This is a genomic window from Anaerococcus porci (genome assembly GCF_009696575.1).
Taxonomy (GTDB): Bacteria; Bacillota; Clostridia; order Tissierellales; family Peptoniphilaceae; genus Anaerococcus; species Anaerococcus porci.
In genome coordinates, this window is record NZ_VULQ01000005.1 from 57631 (window position 1) to 79505 (window position 21875).

The 21875-nt window shown below is 29.7% G+C and carries 18 protein-coding genes; 12 read left to right on the top strand and 6 right to left on the bottom strand.

Annotated elements, in window-relative coordinates; genetic code table 11:
• Nucleotides 1-22: 22 nt before the first annotated feature.
• From FYJ26_RS05230 to xylA, 4 genes are all read right to left on the bottom strand, one after another.
• The gene (locus tag FYJ26_RS05230) at nucleotides 23-598 is read right to left on the bottom strand and encodes a TetR/AcrR family transcriptional regulator (RefSeq protein WP_326831243.1); all 576 of its coding nucleotides are present in this window, start codon (nucleotides 596-598) and stop codon (nucleotides 23-25) included.
• A 420-nt stretch (nucleotides 599-1018) separates the two neighbouring features.
• On the bottom strand, nucleotides 1019-2137 hold the full coding sequence (locus tag FYJ26_RS05235; RefSeq protein ID WP_154540347.1) for an ROK family transcriptional regulator: 1119 nt from the start codon (nucleotides 2135-2137) through the stop codon (nucleotides 1019-1021).
• 97 nt (nucleotides 2138-2234) lie between these two features.
• The gene (gene xylB / locus FYJ26_RS05240; RefSeq protein WP_154540349.1) at nucleotides 2235-3728 is read right to left on the bottom strand and encodes a xylulokinase; all 1494 of its coding nucleotides are present in this window, start codon (nucleotides 3726-3728) and stop codon (nucleotides 2235-2237) included.
• A 58-nt stretch (nucleotides 3729-3786) separates the two neighbouring features.
• Entirely contained in the window at nucleotides 3787-5094 is a 1308-nt protein-coding gene (gene xylA, locus FYJ26_RS05245) for a xylose isomerase (protein WP_154540351.1), read from the bottom strand.
• A 295-nt stretch (nucleotides 5095-5389) separates the two neighbouring features.
• On the opposite strand from xylA, the gene FYJ26_RS05250 reads away from it, so the two are divergent.
• From FYJ26_RS05250 to FYJ26_RS05275, 6 genes are read left to right on the top strand one after another with little or no spacing between them, the layout of a single operon-like run.
• The gene (locus tag FYJ26_RS05250) at nucleotides 5390-7456 is read left to right on the top strand and encodes a glycoside hydrolase family 31 protein (RefSeq protein ID WP_216629241.1); all 2067 of its coding nucleotides are present in this window, start codon (nucleotides 5390-5392) and stop codon (nucleotides 7454-7456) included.
• Nucleotides 7457-7463: 7 nt separating this feature from the next.
• Nucleotides 7464-9539 (top strand): glycoside hydrolase family 31 protein, encoded by a 2076-nt coding sequence (locus FYJ26_RS05255; protein ID WP_154540355.1) that lies wholly within the window; start codon nucleotides 7464-7466, stop codon nucleotides 9537-9539.
• Nucleotides 9520-9993 carry a PTS sugar transporter subunit IIB gene (locus FYJ26_RS05260; protein WP_154540357.1) on the top strand — a complete coding sequence of 158 codons (474 nt, stop codon included), beginning with the start codon at nucleotides 9520-9522 and terminating at the stop codon, nucleotides 9991-9993. Before FYJ26_RS05255 ends, FYJ26_RS05260 begins: the two co-directional genes overlap by 20 nt.
• 9 nt (nucleotides 9994-10002) lie before the next feature.
• Nucleotides 10003-10791, top strand: a complete 789-nt coding sequence (locus FYJ26_RS05265; protein WP_154540359.1) for a PTS mannose/fructose/sorbose/N-acetylgalactosamine transporter subunit IIC — start codon at nucleotides 10003-10005, stop codon at nucleotides 10789-10791.
• A complete protein-coding gene (locus tag FYJ26_RS05270) occupies nucleotides 10784-11611 on the top strand; it encodes a PTS system mannose/fructose/sorbose family transporter subunit IID (protein ID WP_154540361.1) in 828 nt (275 codons plus the stop codon). Before FYJ26_RS05265 ends, FYJ26_RS05270 begins: the two co-directional genes overlap by 8 nt.
• Nucleotides 11612-11644: 33 nt before the next feature.
• Nucleotides 11645-12064: a PTS sugar transporter subunit IIA gene (locus tag FYJ26_RS05275; RefSeq protein WP_154540363.1), complete on the top strand. Its 420-nt coding sequence runs from the start codon at nucleotides 11645-11647 to the stop codon at nucleotides 12062-12064.
• A gap of 112 nt (nucleotides 12065-12176) precedes the next feature.
• Here the strand turns inward: FYJ26_RS05275 and FYJ26_RS05280 are convergent, their stop codons facing one another.
• Together FYJ26_RS05280 and FYJ26_RS05285 are read right to left on the bottom strand one after the other, a co-directional pair.
• Nucleotides 12177-12947 carry an SDR family NAD(P)-dependent oxidoreductase gene (locus FYJ26_RS05280; protein ID WP_154540365.1) on the bottom strand — a complete coding sequence of 257 codons (771 nt, stop codon included), beginning with the start codon at nucleotides 12945-12947 and terminating at the stop codon, nucleotides 12177-12179.
• Between the two features lie 209 nt (nucleotides 12948-13156).
• Nucleotides 13157-13906, bottom strand: a complete 750-nt coding sequence (locus tag FYJ26_RS05285) for a DeoR/GlpR family DNA-binding transcription regulator (RefSeq protein WP_154540367.1) — start codon at nucleotides 13904-13906, stop codon at nucleotides 13157-13159.
• 171 nt (nucleotides 13907-14077) lie between these two features.
• Between FYJ26_RS05285 and iolB the strand changes: the two genes are divergently transcribed.
• Genes iolB through FYJ26_RS05315 form a run of 6 tightly spaced genes read left to right on the top strand, consistent with a single transcriptional unit; the run spans nucleotide 14078 to nucleotide 21869 of the window.
• Nucleotides 14078-14899: a 5-deoxy-glucuronate isomerase gene (gene iolB, locus FYJ26_RS05290; protein ID WP_154540369.1), complete on the top strand. Its 822-nt coding sequence runs from the start codon at nucleotides 14078-14080 to the stop codon at nucleotides 14897-14899.
• On the top strand, nucleotides 14899-16359 hold the full coding sequence (locus FYJ26_RS05295; protein ID WP_154540371.1) for a CoA-acylating methylmalonate-semialdehyde dehydrogenase: 1461 nt from the start codon (nucleotides 14899-14901) through the stop codon (nucleotides 16357-16359). Before iolB ends, FYJ26_RS05295 begins: the two co-directional genes overlap by 1 nt.
• Complete coding sequence (gene iolC / locus FYJ26_RS05300; protein WP_154540373.1) at nucleotides 16359-17393, top strand: 5-dehydro-2-deoxygluconokinase; 1035 nt, start codon at nucleotides 16359-16361, stop codon at nucleotides 17391-17393. Before FYJ26_RS05295 ends, iolC begins: the two co-directional genes overlap by 1 nt.
• Entirely contained in the window at nucleotides 17390-19306 is a 1917-nt protein-coding gene (gene iolD / locus FYJ26_RS05305; RefSeq protein ID WP_154540375.1) for a 3D-(3,5/4)-trihydroxycyclohexane-1,2-dione acylhydrolase (decyclizing), read from the top strand. The genes iolC and iolD overlap by 4 nt, the downstream gene beginning before the upstream one ends.
• A 40-nt stretch (nucleotides 19307-19346) precedes the next feature.
• Nucleotides 19347-20249, top strand: a complete 903-nt coding sequence (iolE, locus tag FYJ26_RS05310; RefSeq protein ID WP_154540377.1) for a myo-inosose-2 dehydratase — start codon at nucleotides 19347-19349, stop codon at nucleotides 20247-20249.
• Nucleotides 20250-20261: 12 nt separating this feature from the next.
• The gene (locus FYJ26_RS05315) at nucleotides 20262-21869 is read left to right on the top strand and encodes a solute:sodium symporter family transporter (protein ID WP_154540379.1); all 1608 of its coding nucleotides are present in this window, start codon (nucleotides 20262-20264) and stop codon (nucleotides 21867-21869) included.
• Nucleotides 21870-21875 lie beyond the last annotated feature (6 nt).

A 21875-nucleotide genomic window follows, 5' to 3' on the forward strand; every position in this document is an offset into this window, starting at 1 on the left:
TCTCCTTTAAAATTTTAGTTATTTACAAAATGTATTCTAATTTTTTATATGTATCTTTTAAAAGTTCAAGCAGTTCCTCTTCTTTTTCTGGATTTGCATCATGAAGTTTTATTGCGAAAAGTATTGGGGAATAAAATATTGTGGAAATAACTTTTAAACTTCCATATTTACTTAAACCATAGTAATTTATTATCTCTTCTTGTTTTCTCATAGGAGTTTCTATGAATCTATCAACATAAAATTTCATGGCTTGAGGGTTTTTATACATTTCTATAGAAATCATCTTTCTTACTCTAGAAACATAAGAATCGTTAAGCAGATAGGAAAAAATATCTATTGCTAATTTTTCGATATTTAGACTTTTTTTACCATCTCTAATAATTTTATAATCTTCAGCATCATGAATCTTTTCATCTAGGCTTATTATTGCATTATTTAAAATGGTATCAAAAATTTCTTCCTTTGATTTAAAATGTTTATAAATAGATGGAGCTTTAATCCCAACCTCGTTTGCTATATCTTTCATACTAACGTCTGAATAACCAAACTTAGAAAATAAAAATAAAGCCTTATCTAAAATTATTTCTCTAGTAGTCACATTCACCTCCTAAGCTAATACTTGTTAGCTTTATTATAGGATAACAATCGTTAGCTGTCAAATATATTTTAATTCTAATAATTCTTTTATATACAAACTTAATATGTAATAAAATTAAAAAAAATCCACTATAAAAGTGAATTTTTTTGTGAAAGTGTGATAATGTTTTTTATATAAATTCCATAAGATTTTTTGGCCTGTAAATTATTTTCTGTATCAATCCTTACTATATTAATTAGGATTTAGGTTGATGCATAAAATTTTTAACAGACTTGATTAAAAAGCGCTTTCTTCCAGATTAAATAGTATATGTTAGCAAATTATTATATAGTAGTTTAAATAATATATTTTATACTATTCTACCTTATCAGTATATTTTCCAATAAAATAATTTTATAGTTTAATTAAGATATTTTTATATTATTTATTTTCTATGAATTTTTTAATACCATAGTAAATGCATCCAAGTAGTGTAGATCTTTTATAGAAAGTAGATACCTCTACAATTACATTTTGTTTGAAAGATTCATTCATATGCTTTAGAATTCTTTCAATGTAATTATCTATATTATAAGCCAAGTAAGAATTTATAAAGATTATCTCAGGAGCAATAATTTTTATTAAGTTATTAATACCTATTGACATATAGAATATATTCCTATTTATTGTTTCAATTGCGGCATAATTACCATTCTTATATAGTGCTGTAAGATCTTGTACAGATGATATTTTTTCTTTTGAAATGGTATTGAAGTAAGAAATATCAGCGCTTTCTGAACAATATTGTTCGAAACAGCCATTATTACCACATCTACAAAGTTTTCCATTTGGAACTACTATCATATGTCCTATTTCACCTGCATAACCTTCAAAACCTTCTATTAATTTATCATTAATAACTAAACCGCAGCCTATACCTGTTCTTATGTTTATACTTGCTAAGTTTTTATATTTATTAAAATGATGTTCACAAAGAGCGGCTGCATTTGCTTCATTTATTAGATAAATATTAACTCCATCATTCTCTCTTTTTAATCTACTAATAAAATCAGACTTATCTAAATCATAATTAGGAGTAAATGTAATTTTATTGTTAAAAATTATTCCATGAATAGAAATACTAATAGAAAATAACTTATTTTCTTTTTTATCTATATAGTAATTCTTAAGATTATTTAAAACTCTATTTACTTCATAATATATATTTTCTTTGCTAATAGATGTTTCTTTTAATCCATATTTAATTATATTAAGATTTAAATTTGTTAAGGCATATGATATATAATTTTTTGAAATATCAAATCCCAAAAATAATTTTTTATCATAATTTAACATTAAGTTAATAGGTTTTTTTCCGCCCTTTGGAGTAGAATTTCCCTTACTTGTTTCTTTTAAAAAATTAAAATCTAATAGTCTTTGAACATTAGTAGAAATTGTACTTTTATTTATGTTAAGAACATTTGATAAATCAACTCTAGACAAATTTGGATTTTCAAATAATACTTTTAAAATTTTATTTTGTGTTTTATTTCTTTTCATATAAATCACCTAACTATATAAATAGTATATCATATATTTAAGCATAAGCTATAAATTAGTTTTGTTGTTTCTATTTATATATTTCATATTAAAATTCTTATATTATTGAAAGATTTTTGCATATATCCTTAGTGTTAGTATAAATTTTTCTATATTCTTTAAAAAGCTTTTCGTAAATTTTTACATTCTCTAAATTTGGCTTTATTAAATTATTATATTTTATGAAAGCTTTAGAACATTCAACTAAATTTTTGTAATAACCCATACCTAATGCTGCAATCATTGCAGCTCCTAATCCTGGGCCTTCTTCAATATCAATAGTTAGTATATTTTTATTAAATATATCAGCTTGAATTTGAAGCCAGTCTTTGTTTTTACTACCACCTCCGGTTGATATTATATTATCTATTTTACTATCTAAGGAATTATTGATAATTTCAAAGTTATCTTTTAAAGAAAAAGTTATGCCTTCTAAAATAGATCTGACTAAATGTAATTTAGTATGGGATATGTCAAGACCTATGAAGCTTGCTCTAATTTTACTATCAAAATAAGGACTCCTTTCACCATTTAAATAAGGAGTAAATAATAACCCATCTGATCCTGGACTTATTTTATCAATATTTTCTGTGAGCTTACCAAAGCTCTCATCTTTTGCGAAATTATTTTTAAACCAACTCAAAGACTGTCCCGCTGCAAGTGTAACACCCATCGAGTAGTATAAATTTTTATTTATACTATTAAAAAAATGTAATTTACCTTTATATAAATTATGGACATTTTTTTCTGGATATAATATTACACCTGAAGTTCCTATACTTAATAGCATAGAATTTTCTTTACCTATTACACCACTTCCTATTTCACTAGCACTATTGTCAGCGGCACCAGCAAATACTTTTACATCATTTTTAAAACCATATTTTTTCTTTAAATCCTCCCTGATACTACCAATTAAATCAGTGGAGTTAACTAAATCTGGAAGGCATTCTTTATTAATCTCAAATTTATCTAGAATTTCATCGGACCATTTATGTTTTTTTAAATCTAATAAAAGAGTACCAGAAGCATCAGAATAATCCATATTGAACTTTCCAGTAAGATAATATCTTAAATAATCTTTAGGTAAAAGAATTTTATTTACATTTTCATAAATTTTAGGTTCATTTTCTTTAACCCATAATATTTTAGGAAGAGTGAAGCCCTCTAGGGCTATATTATTAGTCATGCATAAAAGATCTTGAGAAAATTCATTCATTATATAATCACATTGTTTACTATTTCTTACATCATTCCATAATATAGCTTTTCTAAGAGGGATAGAGTTTTTATCTAATAAAACCAAACTGTGCATTTGTCCTGAAAAACTTAAGGCTACTAAATTATCCTTTATATTTAAAGAATTATTTAAATTATCAACTACTTTTTCAAATGCTTTAATCCAATCATTAGGGTCTTGTTCAGAATATCCTTTTTTAGGATTATAAACATCATAGGATGCTGACGATGAACCTATAAAGTTTGCTTTATCATCAAAAACTACACCTTTTAAAGAACTTGTTCCTAAGTCTATTCCAAGAATATAATTCATTTTTTCTCCTTTCAAAAAAAGTTTTCGTAAATTATTGATACGAAAACTTTTTTTAATATTATACTAGATAATCATTAATTCTAGCTTTTATATACTCTAGATGATTTGATTCTACATTTATTTGGTCATGTTCTAAAGCATATTTAGTTAAAGATTCTAGTGACTCTTTACCTTCAACAATTGATTTTCCTATCCCACTATCGTAAGATTCATATCTTTTATCAAGTATATTTTCTAAGAAATTATCTTCTTTTATCTTAGCTGCCGCTCTTAATGATCTAGCGAAGGTATCAATTCCAGAAATATGACCTAAAAATATATCATCAGGGCTTGTCGAAGTTCTTCTTAGTTTAGCATCAAAGTTTATGCCACCTGGATTTAATCCATCATTTTCTAAAATTTCGTACATGGCTAATGTTATGTGGAATATATCATATGGAAACTCATCAGTATCCCATCCTAATTGACATTCAGCATGGTTTGCATCAATAGAACCTAGAGCGTTGTTCTCCCTAGCAACCCTTAATTCATGCTCAAAAGTATGGCCTGCTAAAGAAGCATGATTACCTTCAATATTTAATTTAAATCTATCTTGAAGGTCATATTTGTTTATAAATGATAGGGCAGTGGCGGCATCAAAATCATATTGATGTGTCATTGGTTCTTTTGGTTTAGGTTCGATTAAAAATGGCACTTTATGTCCAATTTTATCAGAATAGTCTATAGCCATATGGAAAAATCTTGCCATATTATCTAATTCTAATCCGTAATTTGTATTAATTAAGGATTCATATCCTTCTCTACCTCCCCAGAATACATAGTTATCACCATTAAGTTTTTTGCTAATATCAATACCTTTTTTTACTTGAGCAGCTGCATAAGCAAATACATCAGCATTATTACTTGTAGCAGCACCATTAACATACCTTGGATGAGTAAACATATTTGCAGTATTCCAAAGAAGTTTTTTATCATATTCTTTCATCTTATCTTTGATTATATCTGTCATCTCATCAAGATTATCGAAAAATTCTTGTAAACTATTCCCTTGATCAGCAATATCTACATCATGGAAGCAGAAAAAATCAACATTCATTTTTGATAGTATTTCAAAAAAGGCATCAGCTCTATTTTTTGTAGTTTCTTTAGTTGTTCTTCCAAACCAATTTCTTTTATAAGTTCCAACACCAAATGGATCAGAACCGTCAGCTGTCATAGTATGCCAATAGGCAAGAGCAAATCTTAAATGTTCCCTCATTGATTTTCCAAGAATTACTTCATTTGGACTATAGTAGCGGTAAGAAAATGGGTTCTTTGAATCTTTTCCTTCATATTTTATTTCTTTAATATTGTTAAAAAAAGTCATTTTTTCTCCTTTTTAATGCACTAGTTAGTAAATAATTAAAACAAACTATTTGTTTATATTATAATACTATTTTAAAAAAAGTAAAGATTTTTAAATATCTAATTAATTTTTAAAACATAAAGTAAGTTTTGCAATCATTGAAAATAGTGTAGTTAAGGATGAAAAGTATTCTGTATAATAGATATCACTATTATCAAATAAAATTAGAATGCTTTACTTTTTAAAAAATATATGCTATACTTCAGTTAGTAAAATATACAAACAAACTATTTTTGGTGTCATTAAGGAGGTTAAATTGATTGTTACAAGTGATCATAAATTAATAAAAAAATATGATGGTGAATTAATAATCATAGAACCATGGGGAAATAATTCATTGAGATTTAGAGCTTTTCCGGCAGGTAAACTTATAGATGAAAACTTTGCGTTATTAGTTCCTGAAAATAATTACGAAGAAGTAGAGATTAAGAAACTTGATTCTGAAGAATATTATATTAGGAATGGAAATATTTATGCTATTTTAGATCACAGAGATAGAATAACATATTATAACAATAATGGAGATATTTTATTAAAAGAGTTTATAAGGTTAAGAGCAGTAAAACATGATGATGGTTCAGAAGATGTTGGAACAATTCAAGTAACTCGCGATTTTAATTCTACTTTGAAATTGAAATCAAGACAATATAGAGCGAATTTTGGTGGAGATTTTGAAATAACTACAAGATTTGAATCTAATAATTCTGAAAAAATATTTGGTATGGGTCAATATCAACATGAGTTTTTAGATTTAAAATATACAAGCTTAGAATTAGCTCAAAGAAATTCTCAAATTTCTGTGCCTTTTTATATATCTAATTTGAACTATGGATTTCTTTGGAATAATCCTGGTATAGGAATAGTTAATTTTGCAAAGAATCTAACTGAGTGGAATATGAAATCTACTTATAGTATTGATTATTGGATTACGTCAGAAGATACACCTAAAAAACTAATTAATAATTATACTGAAGTTACAGGTAGGGTACCAATAATGCCAAAAAAACTTCTTGGTTTATGGCAGAGTAAATTAAGGTATAGAACTCCAGAAGAAGTATTAGATGTAGTAAAGAGGTATAAGGAAAAAAATATTCAATTATCTACTATAGCTATAGATTATTTTCATTGGTCACATCAAGGAGAATATAGGTTTGATGAAAATTTCTGGCCTAATCCTGAGAAGCTAGTAGATGAATTAAAAAATAATTACAAAGTTGAGCCAATAATTTCAGTATGGCCAACAGTTCAATCTGATGCAGAAAATTATGATGTTTACTTAGAAGAAGGTTATATGGTAAATGTTAATAGAGGTGTTAGATTGACAATGCAAATTCAAGGTACAACAGTTTTTGTTGACACAACTAATCCCGAAGCAACAGAATATGTTTGGAGTTTGTTAAAGAAAAACTATAAGGACAAGGGAATAGATTATTACTGGATAGATGTAGCTGAACCAGGTTATGCAGTATACGACTTTGATAATTATAGATACTACAAAGGAACAGTACAACAAGTAGGTAATTTATATCCCATTGGTTATCTAAAAATGATATATGATGGCAATAAGGATTATGTTGATTCTGTAGTTACCTTAGTAAGAGGAGCATGGGCAGGAGCACAAAGATATGGTGCTTTGGCATGGTCAGGAGATATAGATAGCTCTTTTAAGGCTTTGAGAAATCAAGTTAATACAGGATTAAATGTTGGTTTAGCTGGACTTCCTTGGTGGACTACAGATACTGGTGGATTTCATGGTGGAGATCCAAGAAATCCTACATTTAGACAATTAATTGTTAGATGGTTTCAATATTCAACTTTTTCACCGATTTTGAGAATGCACGGTGATAGACTTCCTCACAGTAAATCTTTATCAAATAGCGGAGGAGGAAAAATGCCTACAGGTGCTCCAAATGAGATATGGTCATATGGAGAAGAAGCCGAAAATATATTTATAAAATATTTAAATATAAGAGAAATAATTAGAGAATATATTTATGATTTGATGGTTGATGCACATGAAACAGGAAATCCACTAATGAGAACATTATTCTATGAATTTCCTAGCGATAAAGAATCATGGAACACTGACAATGAATATATGTTTGGAGAAGATTTATTAGTAGCTCCTATTATTTATGAAAATTGTTATGAAAGAAAAGTATATTTTCCAAAAGATAACAATTGGATAGATATATTTGATAAAAAAATATATGAAGGCGGTAAAACATATATTATAAATGCACCAATTGATAAAATACCAGTATTTGTTAAATTTAGTGCTTTAGATAAATTTAAAGATTTAGTTGATTTTTTAAATAAGTAAAAGTGATATGAGCAAAATAAATGATTTTGAAATAAAGTTAGATGATTATCGAGCTTTAATATATAAAGAGAATTTTTATTTAGAGTTGCAAACAGTTGGAGAAAATGCTATTAGGGTTAGGGCGTCCAAGCAACTAGATAGTTTAGAAGAAAAAAATGTAAATCTAAAATACGAAAATCACAAAAATTGTAAATTATATTTTGAAAAAAAAGAAGAAAATTTGGTATTTATTAATAATAAATTACAAACAAAATTTGATGGTAATAGTCTTACATTTAATAATGGTATAGATTTTTTAAAAGAATACTCAAAAGTACAAAATAATGTAAGAAGAACAATGGAAAATTATAAGTTGGTGCCATTAAAGGATATAGAAGAATCTTTTTCATTAAATATAGGTGCTTATGAATTTTTAAATATAGGAAAAAATATATGTAAAGCAAATCTTAGATTTTATGGTGATAAGAATGAAAAAATATTTGGTATGGGTGGTTATCAAAGCGAAAAATTAAACAAAAATGGTCAGATATTGGAGCTAATGCAAAGAAATTCACAAACAACAATGCCTGCATATCTTTCTAATAAAGGTTACGGATTTATTTGGAATAGTCCTGCTGTTGGAAAAGTATTTTTTGGTAATAATGAATTTTTTTGGGAATCTTTTAATAGCGATATTATTGACTATACAATAGTAATTGGCGAAAATCCAAAAGAAATAATAGAAACCATATCTAGTTTTTTGGGAAAAGCTCCTATGATAGATAAAAGTCTTCTTGGTTTATGGCAAAGTAAACTTAGATATCAAACTTCAGAGGAACTCTTAGATGTATATCAAAAATATTTATCCAAAAATATAATACCTTCTGTAATGGTTATTGATTATTTTCATTGGACAGAAGAAGGAGATTTTAAATTTGATGACAAATATTGGAAAAATATTAAAGAAGTAGCAGATTTTATGCACAAAAATGGTACTAAATTGATGGTTTCAGTTTGGCCTACAGTTGCCAGGAAATCTGAAAATTTCCAATATTATAATAAAAATTCATTATTATTAGATGGAGAGAATTCAAAAATATTTAATGGTAAATATATACTAGATTTCTCTAAGAAATTAGCAAATGAATTTGTTGTTGATAAGCTTCAGAAAAATTATATAGATAAAGGAGTTGACTTATTTTGGGCTGATCAAGCTGAGCCTGAGATGGATGAGTACAATCATTTTAACTATGGATTTTCAAATGAGAATATGAGTAAAAATGCCAATTTATATCCAATATATTATGCTAAGACAATTAGCTCAGTAACAAATCAAAATTATCCTACTCTGATTAGATCATCTTGGTTAGGATCACAAAAATATGGAACATTATTGTGGTCTGGAGATATAGATTCTACATTTTCATCACTAAAAAGACAGATACAATTTGCCATAAGCGTAGGTCTATCAGGTCAGTCTTGGTGGACCAGTGATATAGGTGGATTTCATAGTGGAAACTCTGAAAGTGATTATTTTAGACAGCTACTAATTAGATGGTTTCAATTTGCAGTTTTCTCTCCTATATTAAGAATGCATGGTGATAGACAACCTCACTTTGGAAGAATTGGAAATAGTGGAGGTGGAGTAAGAACCAGTGGATCAGCTAATGAAATCTGGTCGTTTGGACCGGAGGTTGAAAGAATACTAATTTCTTATACAAAGTTAAGAGAAGATTTGATTGAATATATTTATAACTTATATAAAGAAGCTTCTGACAGAGGATTGCCTTTAGTAAGACCATTATTTTTAGAATATCCTAATATAGAAGAAACTTGGGATGAAAGATATCAGTATTTTTTTGGAGAAGATTTAATAATTTGTCCAGTTACAAATTATAACATAAAAGAAATGGATGTATTAATACCAGATGATAACTGGGTTGATGCTTACACAAAAAATAAAGCCTTGAAAGGCAAGAACAAGATTAAATTAAACTTAGAAGTTATACCGATATTTATTAAAGAAAACAGTAAATACTTCGATTATATTTCTTCAGCATTTGATAAGTTAAAGGAGGATTTAAATGTCGTTACAATTAGTTAGAATAGATCAAAGATTAGTTCATGGAATAGTTGTTACACAATATACAAGCGCAACAAAAGCTAAGAGAATTATGGTGGTTGATGATGTTATATGTGATGATGAAACTCAAAAAAATTTAATGAGAATGAGTAAACCTGCAGGAACAGGAATGTCAATAATAAGCACTGAAACAGCCATTAAAAATTTCGGTATAGGAAAATATGATAATCACAATGTATTAATAGTAGTAAAAGAACCAGAAACTGTTTTAAAATTAATCGAAGGTGGAGTAAAAATACCTGAAGTTGATATAGGAATAGTATTTAATACACCTAACAGTGAGCCAATAGTTAATCAAGTATATTTGAATGATAAACAAAAGAAGGATTTAAAAAAAATAGAAGAATTAGGTGTTCCAGTTTATTTTCAATATGTACCTACAAATCCAAAAGAAGAGCTTAGCAAATATATTTAAGGAGTTATTATGAGTGAAGTTTTACAAAATATTTTAATAATCTTATTGCCAATGTGGGCATTAATCGATAATAGAGGAATAACAATAATAAACCACTGGCCTATAACAGTTGGATTAATAGCTGGTTTGATAATGGGAGATCTAAAAGCTGCTCTTCATATAGCCGGAACTTTTCAATTGATGAGCCTGGGTGTTGCCGCATTAGGAGGATCTTCAGTACCTGACTATGCACTAGCTACAGTAGTAGCAATATACTTACATGGAAGAAGTGGGATAGATATAGGGGCATCTGTAACAGTTGGTTTATCAGTAGGAATTTTGGCTATTAACTTAGATATACTAACAAGAACACTAAACTCATTTGTTACAAATAAATCAAAACAATTATTGCATCAAAAGAAATTCGCACAATCTAAATATATAAATTTCATTTCAATATTATTTGTTGCATTGCAAGGATTTATTCCAATGATAATATTGGTATTATGGGGGCAAACAGCAGTTACTAGCATAGTGAAAATAATTCCTGAATGGGTTACAAATGGTTTGAATATTGCAGGAGGAATGTTACCGGTAGTCGGAGTCGTGATGCTTCTAAGATACATGCCTATTAAACAATATTTCTGGGCGGTTCTTATAGGATTTGTATTCTCAGCATATTTGAAGTTACCTATATTAGGAGTTTCAATCCTTGGTTTAGCTTTAGCTTTATTTACTTATAATTACTTAATAAATAGAAATCAAGTAGCTTTGAATCATAATACAATCGAAGAAATGGGGGATGATTGGGATGAATAATAATTTAGAAAATAAGGAAAAAATACTAACAAAAAAAGATCATACAAAAACGGCTTTAAAATGTTCTTTTATAGGTAGTAACAATATAAACTATGGTACTCTTCAAGGAACAGGATATGCATGGGCAATTCATGATGCACTTAGAAAAATATATCCAGATGATGATGAGTTTATAAAAGCAATGGACGTTGAATATGAATATTTCAATTCAACACCTTATGTGATTCCACTAATAATGGGAGCAGATGTAGCTATGCAAGAGCAAAAAAAATCTGATTCTTTAGAGGCCGTAAGATCTATAAAAACATCACTAATGGGACCGCTGGCTGGTGTTGGAGATTCTATATTATGGGTTTTATATCCAACAATCATGGGATCAATAGGAGGATATCTAGCGCTAGAGGGTAATCCTTTAGGAGCTATTATTTGGATAATACTTAACTGTTTTTTAGTACTAATGAGATTAAAATTCTATAAATTAGGTTATAATTCAGGTACAAGACTAGTGACAGATTTATCAAAAAAATTAAACGTATTTACAGATGCTGCATCCGTAATGGGACTATCAGTAGTAGGTAGTCTTATAGCTACAGCCATTAAAGTGTATACATCAGTTGAATTTAAATTTGGTGATGTAACAATGAATTTACAAGAACAAATATTTGATGCGGTATTACCTTCATTACTACCTGTATTGCTAGTAGGTTTAGTTTATTGGCTAATGGAAAAGAAAAAAATTGGATTTTTAGGAATAATAATTGGGATAATTATAGTATGTTTAGTGTGCTCCTACTTTAATATATTGAGTGTTGCACCTTAAATAAGCACAAAATATTTTAAGGAGTTAATAAATATGAGTAAAATAATAATATCATCTCATCACAATCTAGCTTTAGGATTAAAAGATACATTAAGTTATATATTACCATCATTTAAAGATGTAATAGCTATACCCGCTTATGTTGATGAAAGGAAACTAGAAGATTTAGTAAATGATGCTTTAGAAAATATAGATAAAGATGAACAAATATTCGTCTTTACCGATATGTTAGGCGGTTCAGTTAACCAAGAATTTGCTAAAAAAATTCCAAGAGAAAATTATTATCTAATAACTGGGTTGAATTTACCACTATTATTAAGCGTTGCATTAAGTTTACAAAATGGAAATTTATCAGAACAAGATTTGAAAGAATTAATTGAGGAAGCCAAAAATCAAATAATATATGTAAATGATTATATAGATAGTTTAAATATAAGCGAAGATGATGAATGATTAAATTTATTCTATAATAGTATGCAAATTATTATGTCTATTAAACTAAATCCTGGCATGTTATGTACCCCTTTACTGGACAAAACCATTAAAGGGGTATTTTTATTAAATATTAAACTATTGTTGCTCCACCATCAACTAGTATGAATTGACCTGTAACATAAGAAGACATATCTGATGCGAAGAATAAAATTGATCCATTAAGTTCTCCTCTTTTTCCTGGTCTTCCTGTAGGATTTGCCATATTATAAGCTTTTAAGAATTCTTCTGATTTCATAAGAGTATTTGCTGTCATTTCAGATTCAAATAATCCTGGCCCTATTGCGTTTACGGTGATATTATATTTAGCATAAGATGCTGCCATACCTTTTGTTAAGCCAAGAACTCCAGCTTTTGAAGCATTATATCCATGTCTTATAAATACATCAAGCTTATCTGCTATAACTGAATTTACTGAAGATGTATTTATGATTTTACCATAATTTTTCTCAATCATGTGTGGTACTACATATTTAGAAACTAAATAAATACCTGTTAGATTAGTTTCTATAGATTTGTTCCAATCTTCTAAACTTAATTCATGAACACCGCCTCTTACTGCAATACCTGCGTTATTAAATAGGATATCTATTTTTCCATAGTGGTCTATAACAGTTTTTATTGCTTCTTTTACACTTTCCTCATCTGTCACATCGCAAGAAACTGCTATTACATCAGTGTCATTTAAAATCTCTTCTTTTAAAGTATCTAGTTTTTCTTTTCTTCTAGCAAGAATTGCAAGTTTTGCACCTTCTTTAGCAAAACACCTTGCAGCATCTGCTCCAAGTCCTGAACTTGCTCCAACTATAACTGCAACCTTATCCTCGATATTATAAGTTTTCATTTAATCCTCCTGTAGATTTTTTAACTATTTACTTTATATACTTTACCTCTATCAAAAGAATATACAATTATTATATTGTTGGTATTGTTAGCTAAATTTGAATTTTAAAACAAACTTTAGCCTAAAAATTATTTATATAGGAATTATTTTTAATAATAAAAAAAGTACCGTTGCACTATGTATGTAACGGTACTTTTTATAGCTTTAAATCAATATCTATACTTAATATCATGAGAGTCAAAATAGTCTATATATTCTTTACTCGGTTTTTTATTAGTAATAATCATATCAATATCCTTAACATCAGCATAGGTCATTAAGGATGTTTTTCCTACTTTTGAGTCATCCACTAAAAGAATTATATAATCAGCAAGCTTACAAATCATATCCTTTATTTCTTGTTCTATTGGATTTTTATTTGTTAAGCCATCTTTTATCGTAAAGCCTGATGTACACATAAAAGCCTTATCAATATTAAAAGAATAAAGTTCTGAACTCTTTCCCCAATATGTAAAAGAATTACTGATATTATTGTAAAAGTTTCCTACTATAAATAAGTTTACATTAGGCATTTTACTTGCAACATTTATTACAGATAAATTGTTGGTAAAGACCGTAAGGTGAATATTATCATCCAGAAGATTCAATAGATTTTCTACTGTTGTACCAGAGTCTATAAAAATCCTATCTCCATCTTCTATATAATCCTTGGCTATATTTGTAATATAGTGTTTTGAACCTGCATTTAGGCTTTTTCTTTTGATAAAGGTTTCTAGCTTATCAGACTTAGCCTTGGCTCCTCCATATATTTTTGTTATTACATTATCTTTTTCAAGTTTTTTAAGGTCTCTTCTAACTGTAACTATAGAGACATCAAACTTTTTAGATAATTCTTCTGTAGTTACCTCGCCCTGTTCAATTATATAATTGCCCATGCTTGAAATTCTATCTTTTTCCATAAGTTCTCCATCAAAATAATTTATCCTATACTTATTATATTATAATCAATCATCAAAAGCAAATAAAAAAATCATTTTTTTGCTTGACATCTTATCAAATTGCTCATATAATATAGTTAACTTGATAAAGTTAATCAAAAAAATGATTGTTTGCTAAGAAAGGAGTCACTTTTGACAAACTTAAAGAGGGAAAACTTAAATATTGATATAGCAGGACTTAAATTATTACAACATATAGAACCAAAAAAAACAGTTCTAAACTATATCGGATTGAAGGCTATTGAGATAGATGAGAAATCATCTTTTAAGGAAAGCTTGAACGGATTTGAAGCTTGTATCACAGTTATATGTGGTAAGGCAAATGTTAAGGTTAATGAAAACGAATACAAAGATTTAGGACAAAGAAAAAAGAATTTCGACAGAAATCCTACAGATTCAGTTTATGTTACAAATAAAGATTCTTATGAGATTACATCTGATTCTAAGGCAAGAGTTATTATCTCATATGCAGTAACTGATAAGGTTATGAAATCACAATTAATTAAAGCGAGTGATAACACAACTGAAAGAAGAGGAAAGGGAATGAATAAAAGACTTGTAAATAATATTCTTCCAGACTCATCAGATATTTCTGACAAACTTATAGTTGTAGAAGTATATACAGATGAGGCAAACTGGTCTTCATATCCACCTCACAAACATGATACAGAAACAGAGACTGAAACATTCCTTGAAGAGATATATTATCATGAAATGGATAAAGAACAAGGTTTTGTTTTCCAAAGAGTTTATACAGATGATAGAGTACTTGACGAGACTATGAGTATTTACAACCATGATGCTGTAATGGTTCCAAGAGGATACCACCCAGTGGCTGTACCTTATGGATATGATTCATATTATTTAAATGTAATGGCAGGACCTAATAAAAATTGGAAGTTCCATAATGAAGCTGATCATGAATGGATACTTGAAAGGAAGGATGTAGAATAATGAGGCTTATTAAAAATTATGTAGACGGGCAATGGATTGAATCAAAAACAAGTGACTTTGAAGACATATATAACCCTGGTGATGGAGAAGTAATTGCAAAATGTCCTCTATCAACAAGACAAGAAACTAAAGAAGCTATAGAAAATGCTTATGAAACTTTCAAATATTGGGGTAAAACATCAGTTTTAAAAAGACAAAAGATACTTTTTAAATTACAACAACTTTTAGTTGAACATACAGATGAGCTTGCAAGACTTATTACTTTAGAAAATGGCAAAAATTTTAAAGAAGCTAAGGGTGAAGTTGGAAGAGGTATTGAAAATGTAGAGCATGCTTCAAGCATAGCAAATCTATTAATGGGAGATAATCTTTCAACTATAGCTACTGATGTAGAAGTAGCAAACTACAAATATCCTATAGGTGTTATAGGAGGTATAGCACCATTTAATTTTCCGATGATGGTACCATTTTGGATGTTCCCAATGGCAATAGCTTGTGGTAACACAGTAGTTATGAAACCAAGTGAAAAAACACCGATTCTTATGCAAAGAGTAACAGAACTTTGTGAAGAAGCTGGAGTTCCAAAGGGAGTTTTAAATGTAGTTAATGGTGGTGTTGATGTAGTAAATGAACTATTAGAAAATCCACAAGTAGCTGGTATTTCTTTTGTTGGAAGTAAAAATGTTGGTGAATTAGTTTATAGGAAGGGATGCGAACATGATAAAAGAGTTCAAGCCCTAGCTGGAGCTAAAAACCACACAATAGTTCTTAAAGATGCAGATATAGAAGATACAGTTACAAAGGCTATAGGTGGAGCATTTGGTTCTGCTGGAGAAAGATGTATGGCAGGTTCTGTAATCTTGGTTGAAGAAGAAATAGCTGATGAATTTGTAGAAAAATTCACCCAAGCTGCAAAAGAACTTAAAGTTGGTGATGCATCAAAAGATGATGATGTATTCTTAGGACCAGTTATAAGAAAAGAAAACCAAGAGAGAACTTTTAAGTATATAGAAACAGGAATCGAAGAAGGAGCAACACTCGTTCTTGATGGTAGAAAAAACATACCAGAAAAGGGATTCTTTGTAGGACCAACTATATTTGATAATTGTAAAGTTGGTATGAAAATTTGGTCAGACGAAATATTTGCACCATTTGTTTCAATCATAAGAGTTAAAAGCCTCAAAGAAGCAATTGAAATAGCAAAACAAAATGAATTTGCAAATGGTTCTTGTATCTTTACAAACAATGCCGCAGCAATTAGATACTTTAGAGAAAATATAGATGCCGGCATGCTAGGAGTTAACCTTGGAGTACCTGCTCCTGTAGCATTTTTCGCTTTCTCAGGATGGAAACACTCATTCTATGGTGACCTTCACTGCAATGGTAAAGATGCAATCTACTTCTATACAAGAAGAAAGGTAGTAACAAGCCAACTTAAAACAGGAGAGTTTGATAAGTAATGAAATATATAGATTTTCCAAAAGATAGAGACTTAGACCTCATACTTATTGGAAGAGTGGCAGTTGACTTCAATCCTTCCCCAGAGGAAGGATTCAAGCCACTAAGTCAAGTTGTGAAATTTGAAAGATATATTGGTGGTTCAACTGTAAACACAGCCATAGGTGTAAATAGACATGGTCTAAAAGTAGGTCTTATTGCAAAAATATCAGATGATCAATTGGGTGATTTTTGTCTAGACTACTTAAATAATGAAAAAAACATAGATACAAGCCACATAAGTCGTGCCAAAAATGGTGAAAAAATTGGTTTAACTTTTACGGAAATGAAGTCAGAAAATGAATCTTCAATCCTTATGTATAGGAATATGATAGCTGACTTAGCCTTAGATGTTGACGATATTGACTATGATTATATCAAAAAGGCAAAGGCTATACTTGTTTCAGGAACAGCTCTTGCTGAAAGTCCATCTAGAGAGGCAGTATTGAAAGCGATATCCTTCGCAAAAAGAGCAGGCTGTAAGGTAATATTTGATATAGATTTTAGAAATTATAACTGGAAAAACAAGGATGAAATTTCAATCTATTACTCTATAGTTGCAAGGCAATCAGATATAATTATGGGCTCTCGTGAAGAATTTGACTTAACTGAAAAACTTATAGTAGATAAAAGCTTAAATGATGAAGAAAGTGCAAAACTATGGTTTGAAGAAAATGCTGAGATTCTTGTTATAAAACATGGTAAAAGAGGTTCAAATGCTTATGTTAAAAATGGTGAGTCTTACTCAATCAAACCATTCCCAATAAAAGCAAGAAAAGGTTTTGGTGGTGGAGATGGTTATGCATCAGCTTTTCTTTATTCACTTTTTGATGGAAAAGAAATTATAGAATGTCTAGAATATGCATCTGCTGAAGCTTCAATGATGATAAGGTCAAATTCATCATCAGACCTTCCAAACACAGAAGAATTAGAAGAATTTATAAGAGAATCTAAAAAAGAATATGGAGAATTCGTAGCAAGGGGTGATTTAAAATGAGATTAACTATGGCTCAAGCAATAGTTAAATTTCTTGATAAGCAATATATAAAATATGATGGTGAGGTTAGTAAGTTTGTAGATGGTATATTTACAATATTTGGTCATGGTATGGCAGTGGGTTTAGGACAAGCTCTAGACCAAGATGATCACAACCTAAATGTTTACCAAGGAAGAAATGAACAAGGTATGTGCCATGTGGCAACAGCCTTTAGTAAACAACACAATAGAAGAAAGATTATTGCTTGTTCATCATCAGTAGGACCAGGAAGTGCAAATATGGTAACAGCTGCAGCAACAGCGACAGTAAATAATATTCCTTTATTATTGTTCCCTTCAGATACATTTGCATCAAGACAACCAGATCCAGTATTACAACAAGTTCAACAAGCATATGATTTAACAATCACTACAAATGATGCATTTAAACCAGTAAGTAAATATTGGGATAGGATAAATCGTCCAGAACAATTAATGTCAGCTTTAATTAATGCAATGAGAGTTTTGACAGATCCTGCCGAAACAGGAGCATGTGTTATTTCTATGCCACAAGATGTAGAAGGTGAAGCATATGACTATCCAGATTATTTCTTTGAAAAAAGAATTCACAAGATAAATAGAATTGTTCCTGTAAAAGATGATGTAGATGAAATAGCTGAGCTTATAAATGAAGCATCTTACCCAATAGCTATCATAGGTGGAGGAGTGAAATACTCTGAGGCAGGAGAGCTTATAGATAAGTTTTTGAACAAATATGAAATACCTTTTGGCGAAACTCAATCAGGCAAGTCAGCTATAAAATCATCATCAAAGATGTGCCTAGGAGGTATAGGAGTTACTGGAACTTATGCATCAAATATTATAGCAAAAAAAGCAGATTTAGTTATAGCTATAGGTTCTAGAATGACAGACTTTACAACATCATCAAAAAGACTCTTTCAAAATAAAAATTGTAAATTTGTATCAATAAATGTTAATAGATTTGATGCTTATAAAATGGATGCGCATCAATTAGTAGCAGATGCAAAACTTGCAATAGAAGAAATTGATAAAGTACTTGAAAGTAAGAACTATAAAACAGCCTATACAAGTGAAATAAAAGATGCCAAGGCTAAATGGGATAAGGAAGTAGAAAGACTTAAGAATTACACATATGGTAAAAATTTTGAAACTCTAATAAAACCTCAAGACCCAAGAACTGTAAAAGAATATATAGAAAAAACAAATGGTACTATAACCCAAACTTCAGCAATTATAGCTTTGAATGAATTTATAAAAGATAATGGAATAGTAATTACGGCTGGAGGAAGTTTGCCAAGTGATTTGCAAAGATTATGGGTTACAGATAAAAAAGATGCCTACCATGCTGAGTATGGATACTCTTGTATGGGATATGAAGTAGCAGCAGCCCTTGGTGTAAAAATGGCAGATGAGGATGCAGATGTTTATGCAGTAGTTGGAGATGCATCTTTCCAAATGCTAAACTCTGAACTTTCTACAATAATTCAAGAAGGCAAAAAAGTTACTATAGTAGTATTTGATAATTCAGGCTTTGGTTGTATTAACAATCTTCAAATGAATCATGCAGTTGGATCACTTGCTACAGAATTTAGAAAAAGAAATGGTCAAAAACCTGATGGAGAGCTTTTAACAACAGATTATACAAAGGTTGGAGAGGCCTATGGCTTTAAAGGCTATACTTGCAAAACTCTTGATGAATTTAAAAAAGCTCTAGAAGATGCTAAAAGTGTTAAAGAACCAGTAATAATCGATTTAAAAGTTATTCCAAAAACTATGATTGATGGATATGAATCTTGGTGGAATGTTGGAGTGGCTGAAGTAGGTAAAAATAAAGAGCAAGAAGAAGTTTATAAGGAAATAATAAAAGGAAGAAACGAAGCTAGAAAATACTAGTCTATTATAAAAAATAAAGTATAAATAAGGGAGAAAAATTATGACTATTAAATTTGCGTGTGCACCAATTGCTTGGACAAACGATGATTTACCAGAACTAGGAAAAGAAAATACATTTGAACAATGTATATCAGAAATGTCACTTGCAGGATATCAAGGAACAGAAGTAGGAAATAAGTACCCAAGAGATCCAGAAATTCTTAAATCATACCTTGAGCCTAGAAACTTAGAAGTAGCTTCAGCTTGGTTTTCAGCGTTTTTAACAACAAAACCATATGAAGAAACAAAAAAAGCTTTTATTGAACATAGAGACTTTCTACATGCAATGGGAGCAAAAGTAATAGTAGTTGCTGAGCAAGGACATTCAGTTCAAGGACAAATGGATACACCAGTATTTTCTAAAAAACCAACATTTACTGATGAAGAATGGGATAGACTTGCCGATGGACTAAACAAATTAGGTGATTTAGCCTTAGAAAAAGATATGAAGATAGTTTATCACCACCATATGGGAACAGGTGTTCAAACAACAGAAGAAGTTGATAAATTAATGGAGATGACAGATCCAGAAAAAGTATTCTTACTTTATGATACAGGTCACTTAGTATTTTCTGGAGAAGATCCAATAGCTTTCTATAAAAAGTATGCAAATAGAATTAAACATATCCATTTCAAGGATGTTAGACCTGAAAAACAAAAACAATCTAAAGAAGAAGATTGGTCATTCTTAAAATCAGTATTTCAAGGGACATTTACAGTTCCATCAGATGGATGTATTGATTTCAAACCGATTATAGACCTAATTCTAGAAAATAATTATGATGGATGGATAGTAGTAGAAGCTGAACAAGACCCAAGCTTAGCAAATCCGTTTTTATACCACAAAAAAGCTAAAGACTACATGGATTTATTAATAACTAATAAATTAATAGCAGATATGTAGGAATTATAGATTATGTTTTTTATAATAGCAAGCTTTGCCATAATAGTTTGTCTTATAGGTTTTATTGCCTATAAGAAGACTATGGGGCAAGTGGATACGACATCATCGGAAGGTTACTTTTTAGGTGGCAAGAGTCTTACAGCTCCGGTTGTAGCTGGTACGATTATCATGACCAATCTATCAACAGAGCAGATTGTAGGACAAAATGGTCAATCCTATGTTGCAGGTATGCAAGTTATGGCTTGGGAAGTCACAGCAGCGGTCGCAATTGCACTTTTAGCTTCAGTATTTTTACCAAAATATTTTAGGTATGGTATAAATACGATTTCCGATTTTATAGAAATAAGATATGATACTATGACAAAAAGAATAGTATCTATACTTTTTATCATAACTTACATGGTATCATTTATGCCAGTAGTTTTATATTCGGGAGCATTAGTATTTAATAAAATCTTTAGGGTAGACCAAATGCTTGGTATATCACCAATAGCAGCTATTACAATTATGGTTATATTTATAGGGGTTGTAGGAGTTTTATACTTATTCTTAGGTGGTATGACACTTTCAGCATACTCTGATACAATTTACCAATTTGGATTAATTATTGGTGGTCTTGCAATCCCTTTCTTAGGATTAAGGCTTTTAGGGGATGGATCATTTTTAGCGGGAATTGAACATGTAACACAAAATACACCAGAGTTATTAAACTCCATTGGTAGTGTAGATTCAAAGATAGTTCCTTGGCCAACACTGTTTACTGGAATGTTTTTTAATAACCTTTTCTTCTGGTGTACTAATCAAATGATAGTACAAAAAGCATTTGCAGCTAAAAACTTAAAGGAAGCACAAAAAGGTGCTTTGTTAGTAGGGACATTTAAAATATTTGGAGCACTTTTTCTAGTATTTCCAGGAGTAGTAGCTAGAAATTTATTTGGTGATAAGTTCTTATCACTTCCAGATGGAGCTTATCCACAACTTGTTGTAGATGTATTGCCAACATGGGCTATGGGACTTTTTGGAGCAGTTATATTTGGAGCAATCCTTTCATCATTTGCAGGAAGCTTATCTTCAACATCAACACTTTTTGCATTGGACTTCTATAGACCTATAATCAATAAAAATGCGACAGATTCACAAATGGCAAGAGTAGGTAGGATAACAAATATAACACTTGGAGTTATATCCATAATAGTGGCGCCATTTATATCAAAGGCAGGTTCTGGACTTTATGCTTTTGTACAGGAGTTTAATGGTCTATACAATATGCCACTTTTAATTATGATTGTAGGTGCTTTTTATTTCAAACAAGCAACTGCAACAGGGGCAAAAACAACAATGATTTTTCACGTAGTAGTTTACGCTCTATCAAAAATATTTTTACAAGATATTCATTACCTATATGTATTAAGTGGATTGTTCTTTGTAGACTTATTAATCTACATAATAGTAAGTAAACTTACATTTAAGGGTAATGCCTTTGAAATAAGTCATTATTCAATAGCAGAAGAAGTGGAAGTAGAACCTTGGTCTAAAGTAAAAGTATTGTCTATTGTAATTACTATCGTAGTAATATCAACATACTTATTCTTCTCACCATTGGGAATAGCAAGAATATAAATTTAA

Bases quoted from the DNA above. Each gene is read 5' to 3' on its own strand.
- FYJ26_RS05235 (WP_154540347.1), bottom strand. From the start codon at position 2,137: ATGAAAAGAAATAAAACACAAAATAAAATTTTAAAAGTATTATTTGAA.
- xylB (WP_154540349.1), bottom strand. From the start codon at position 3,728: ATGAATTATATTCTTGGAATAGACTTAGGAACAAGTTCTTTAAAAGGT.
- xylA (WP_154540351.1), bottom strand. From the start codon at position 5,094: ATGACTTTTTTTAACAATATTAAAGAAATAAAATATGAAGGAAAAGAT.
- FYJ26_RS05255 (WP_154540355.1), top strand. From the start codon at position 7,464: ATGAGCAAAATAAATGATTTTGAAATAAAGTTAGATGATTATCGAGCT.
- FYJ26_RS05260 (WP_154540357.1), top strand. From the start codon at position 9,520: ATGTCGTTACAATTAGTTAGAATAGATCAAAGATTAGTTCATGGAATA.
- FYJ26_RS05265 (WP_154540359.1), top strand. From the start codon at position 10,003: ATGAGTGAAGTTTTACAAAATATTTTAATAATCTTATTGCCAATGTGG.
- FYJ26_RS05270 (WP_154540361.1), top strand. From the start codon at position 10,784: ATGAATAATAATTTAGAAAATAAGGAAAAAATACTAACAAAAAAAGAT.
- FYJ26_RS05275 (WP_154540363.1), top strand. From the start codon at position 11,645: ATGAGTAAAATAATAATATCATCTCATCACAATCTAGCTTTAGGATTA.
- FYJ26_RS05280 (WP_154540365.1), bottom strand. From the start codon at position 12,947: ATGAAAACTTATAATATCGAGGATAAGGTTGCAGTTATAGTTGGAGCA.
- FYJ26_RS05285 (WP_154540367.1), bottom strand. From the start codon at position 13,906: ATGGAAAAAGATAGAATTTCAAGCATGGGCAATTATATAATTGAACAG.
- FYJ26_RS05295 (WP_154540371.1), top strand. From the start codon at position 14,899: ATGAGGCTTATTAAAAATTATGTAGACGGGCAATGGATTGAATCAAAA.
- iolC (WP_154540373.1), top strand. From the start codon at position 16,359: ATGAAATATATAGATTTTCCAAAAGATAGAGACTTAGACCTCATACTT.
- iolD (WP_154540375.1), top strand. From the start codon at position 17,390: ATGAGATTAACTATGGCTCAAGCAATAGTTAAATTTCTTGATAAGCAA.
- iolE (WP_154540377.1), top strand. From the start codon at position 19,347: ATGACTATTAAATTTGCGTGTGCACCAATTGCTTGGACAAACGATGAT.
- FYJ26_RS05315 (WP_154540379.1), top strand. From the start codon at position 20,262: ATGTTTTTTATAATAGCAAGCTTTGCCATAATAGTTTGTCTTATAGGT.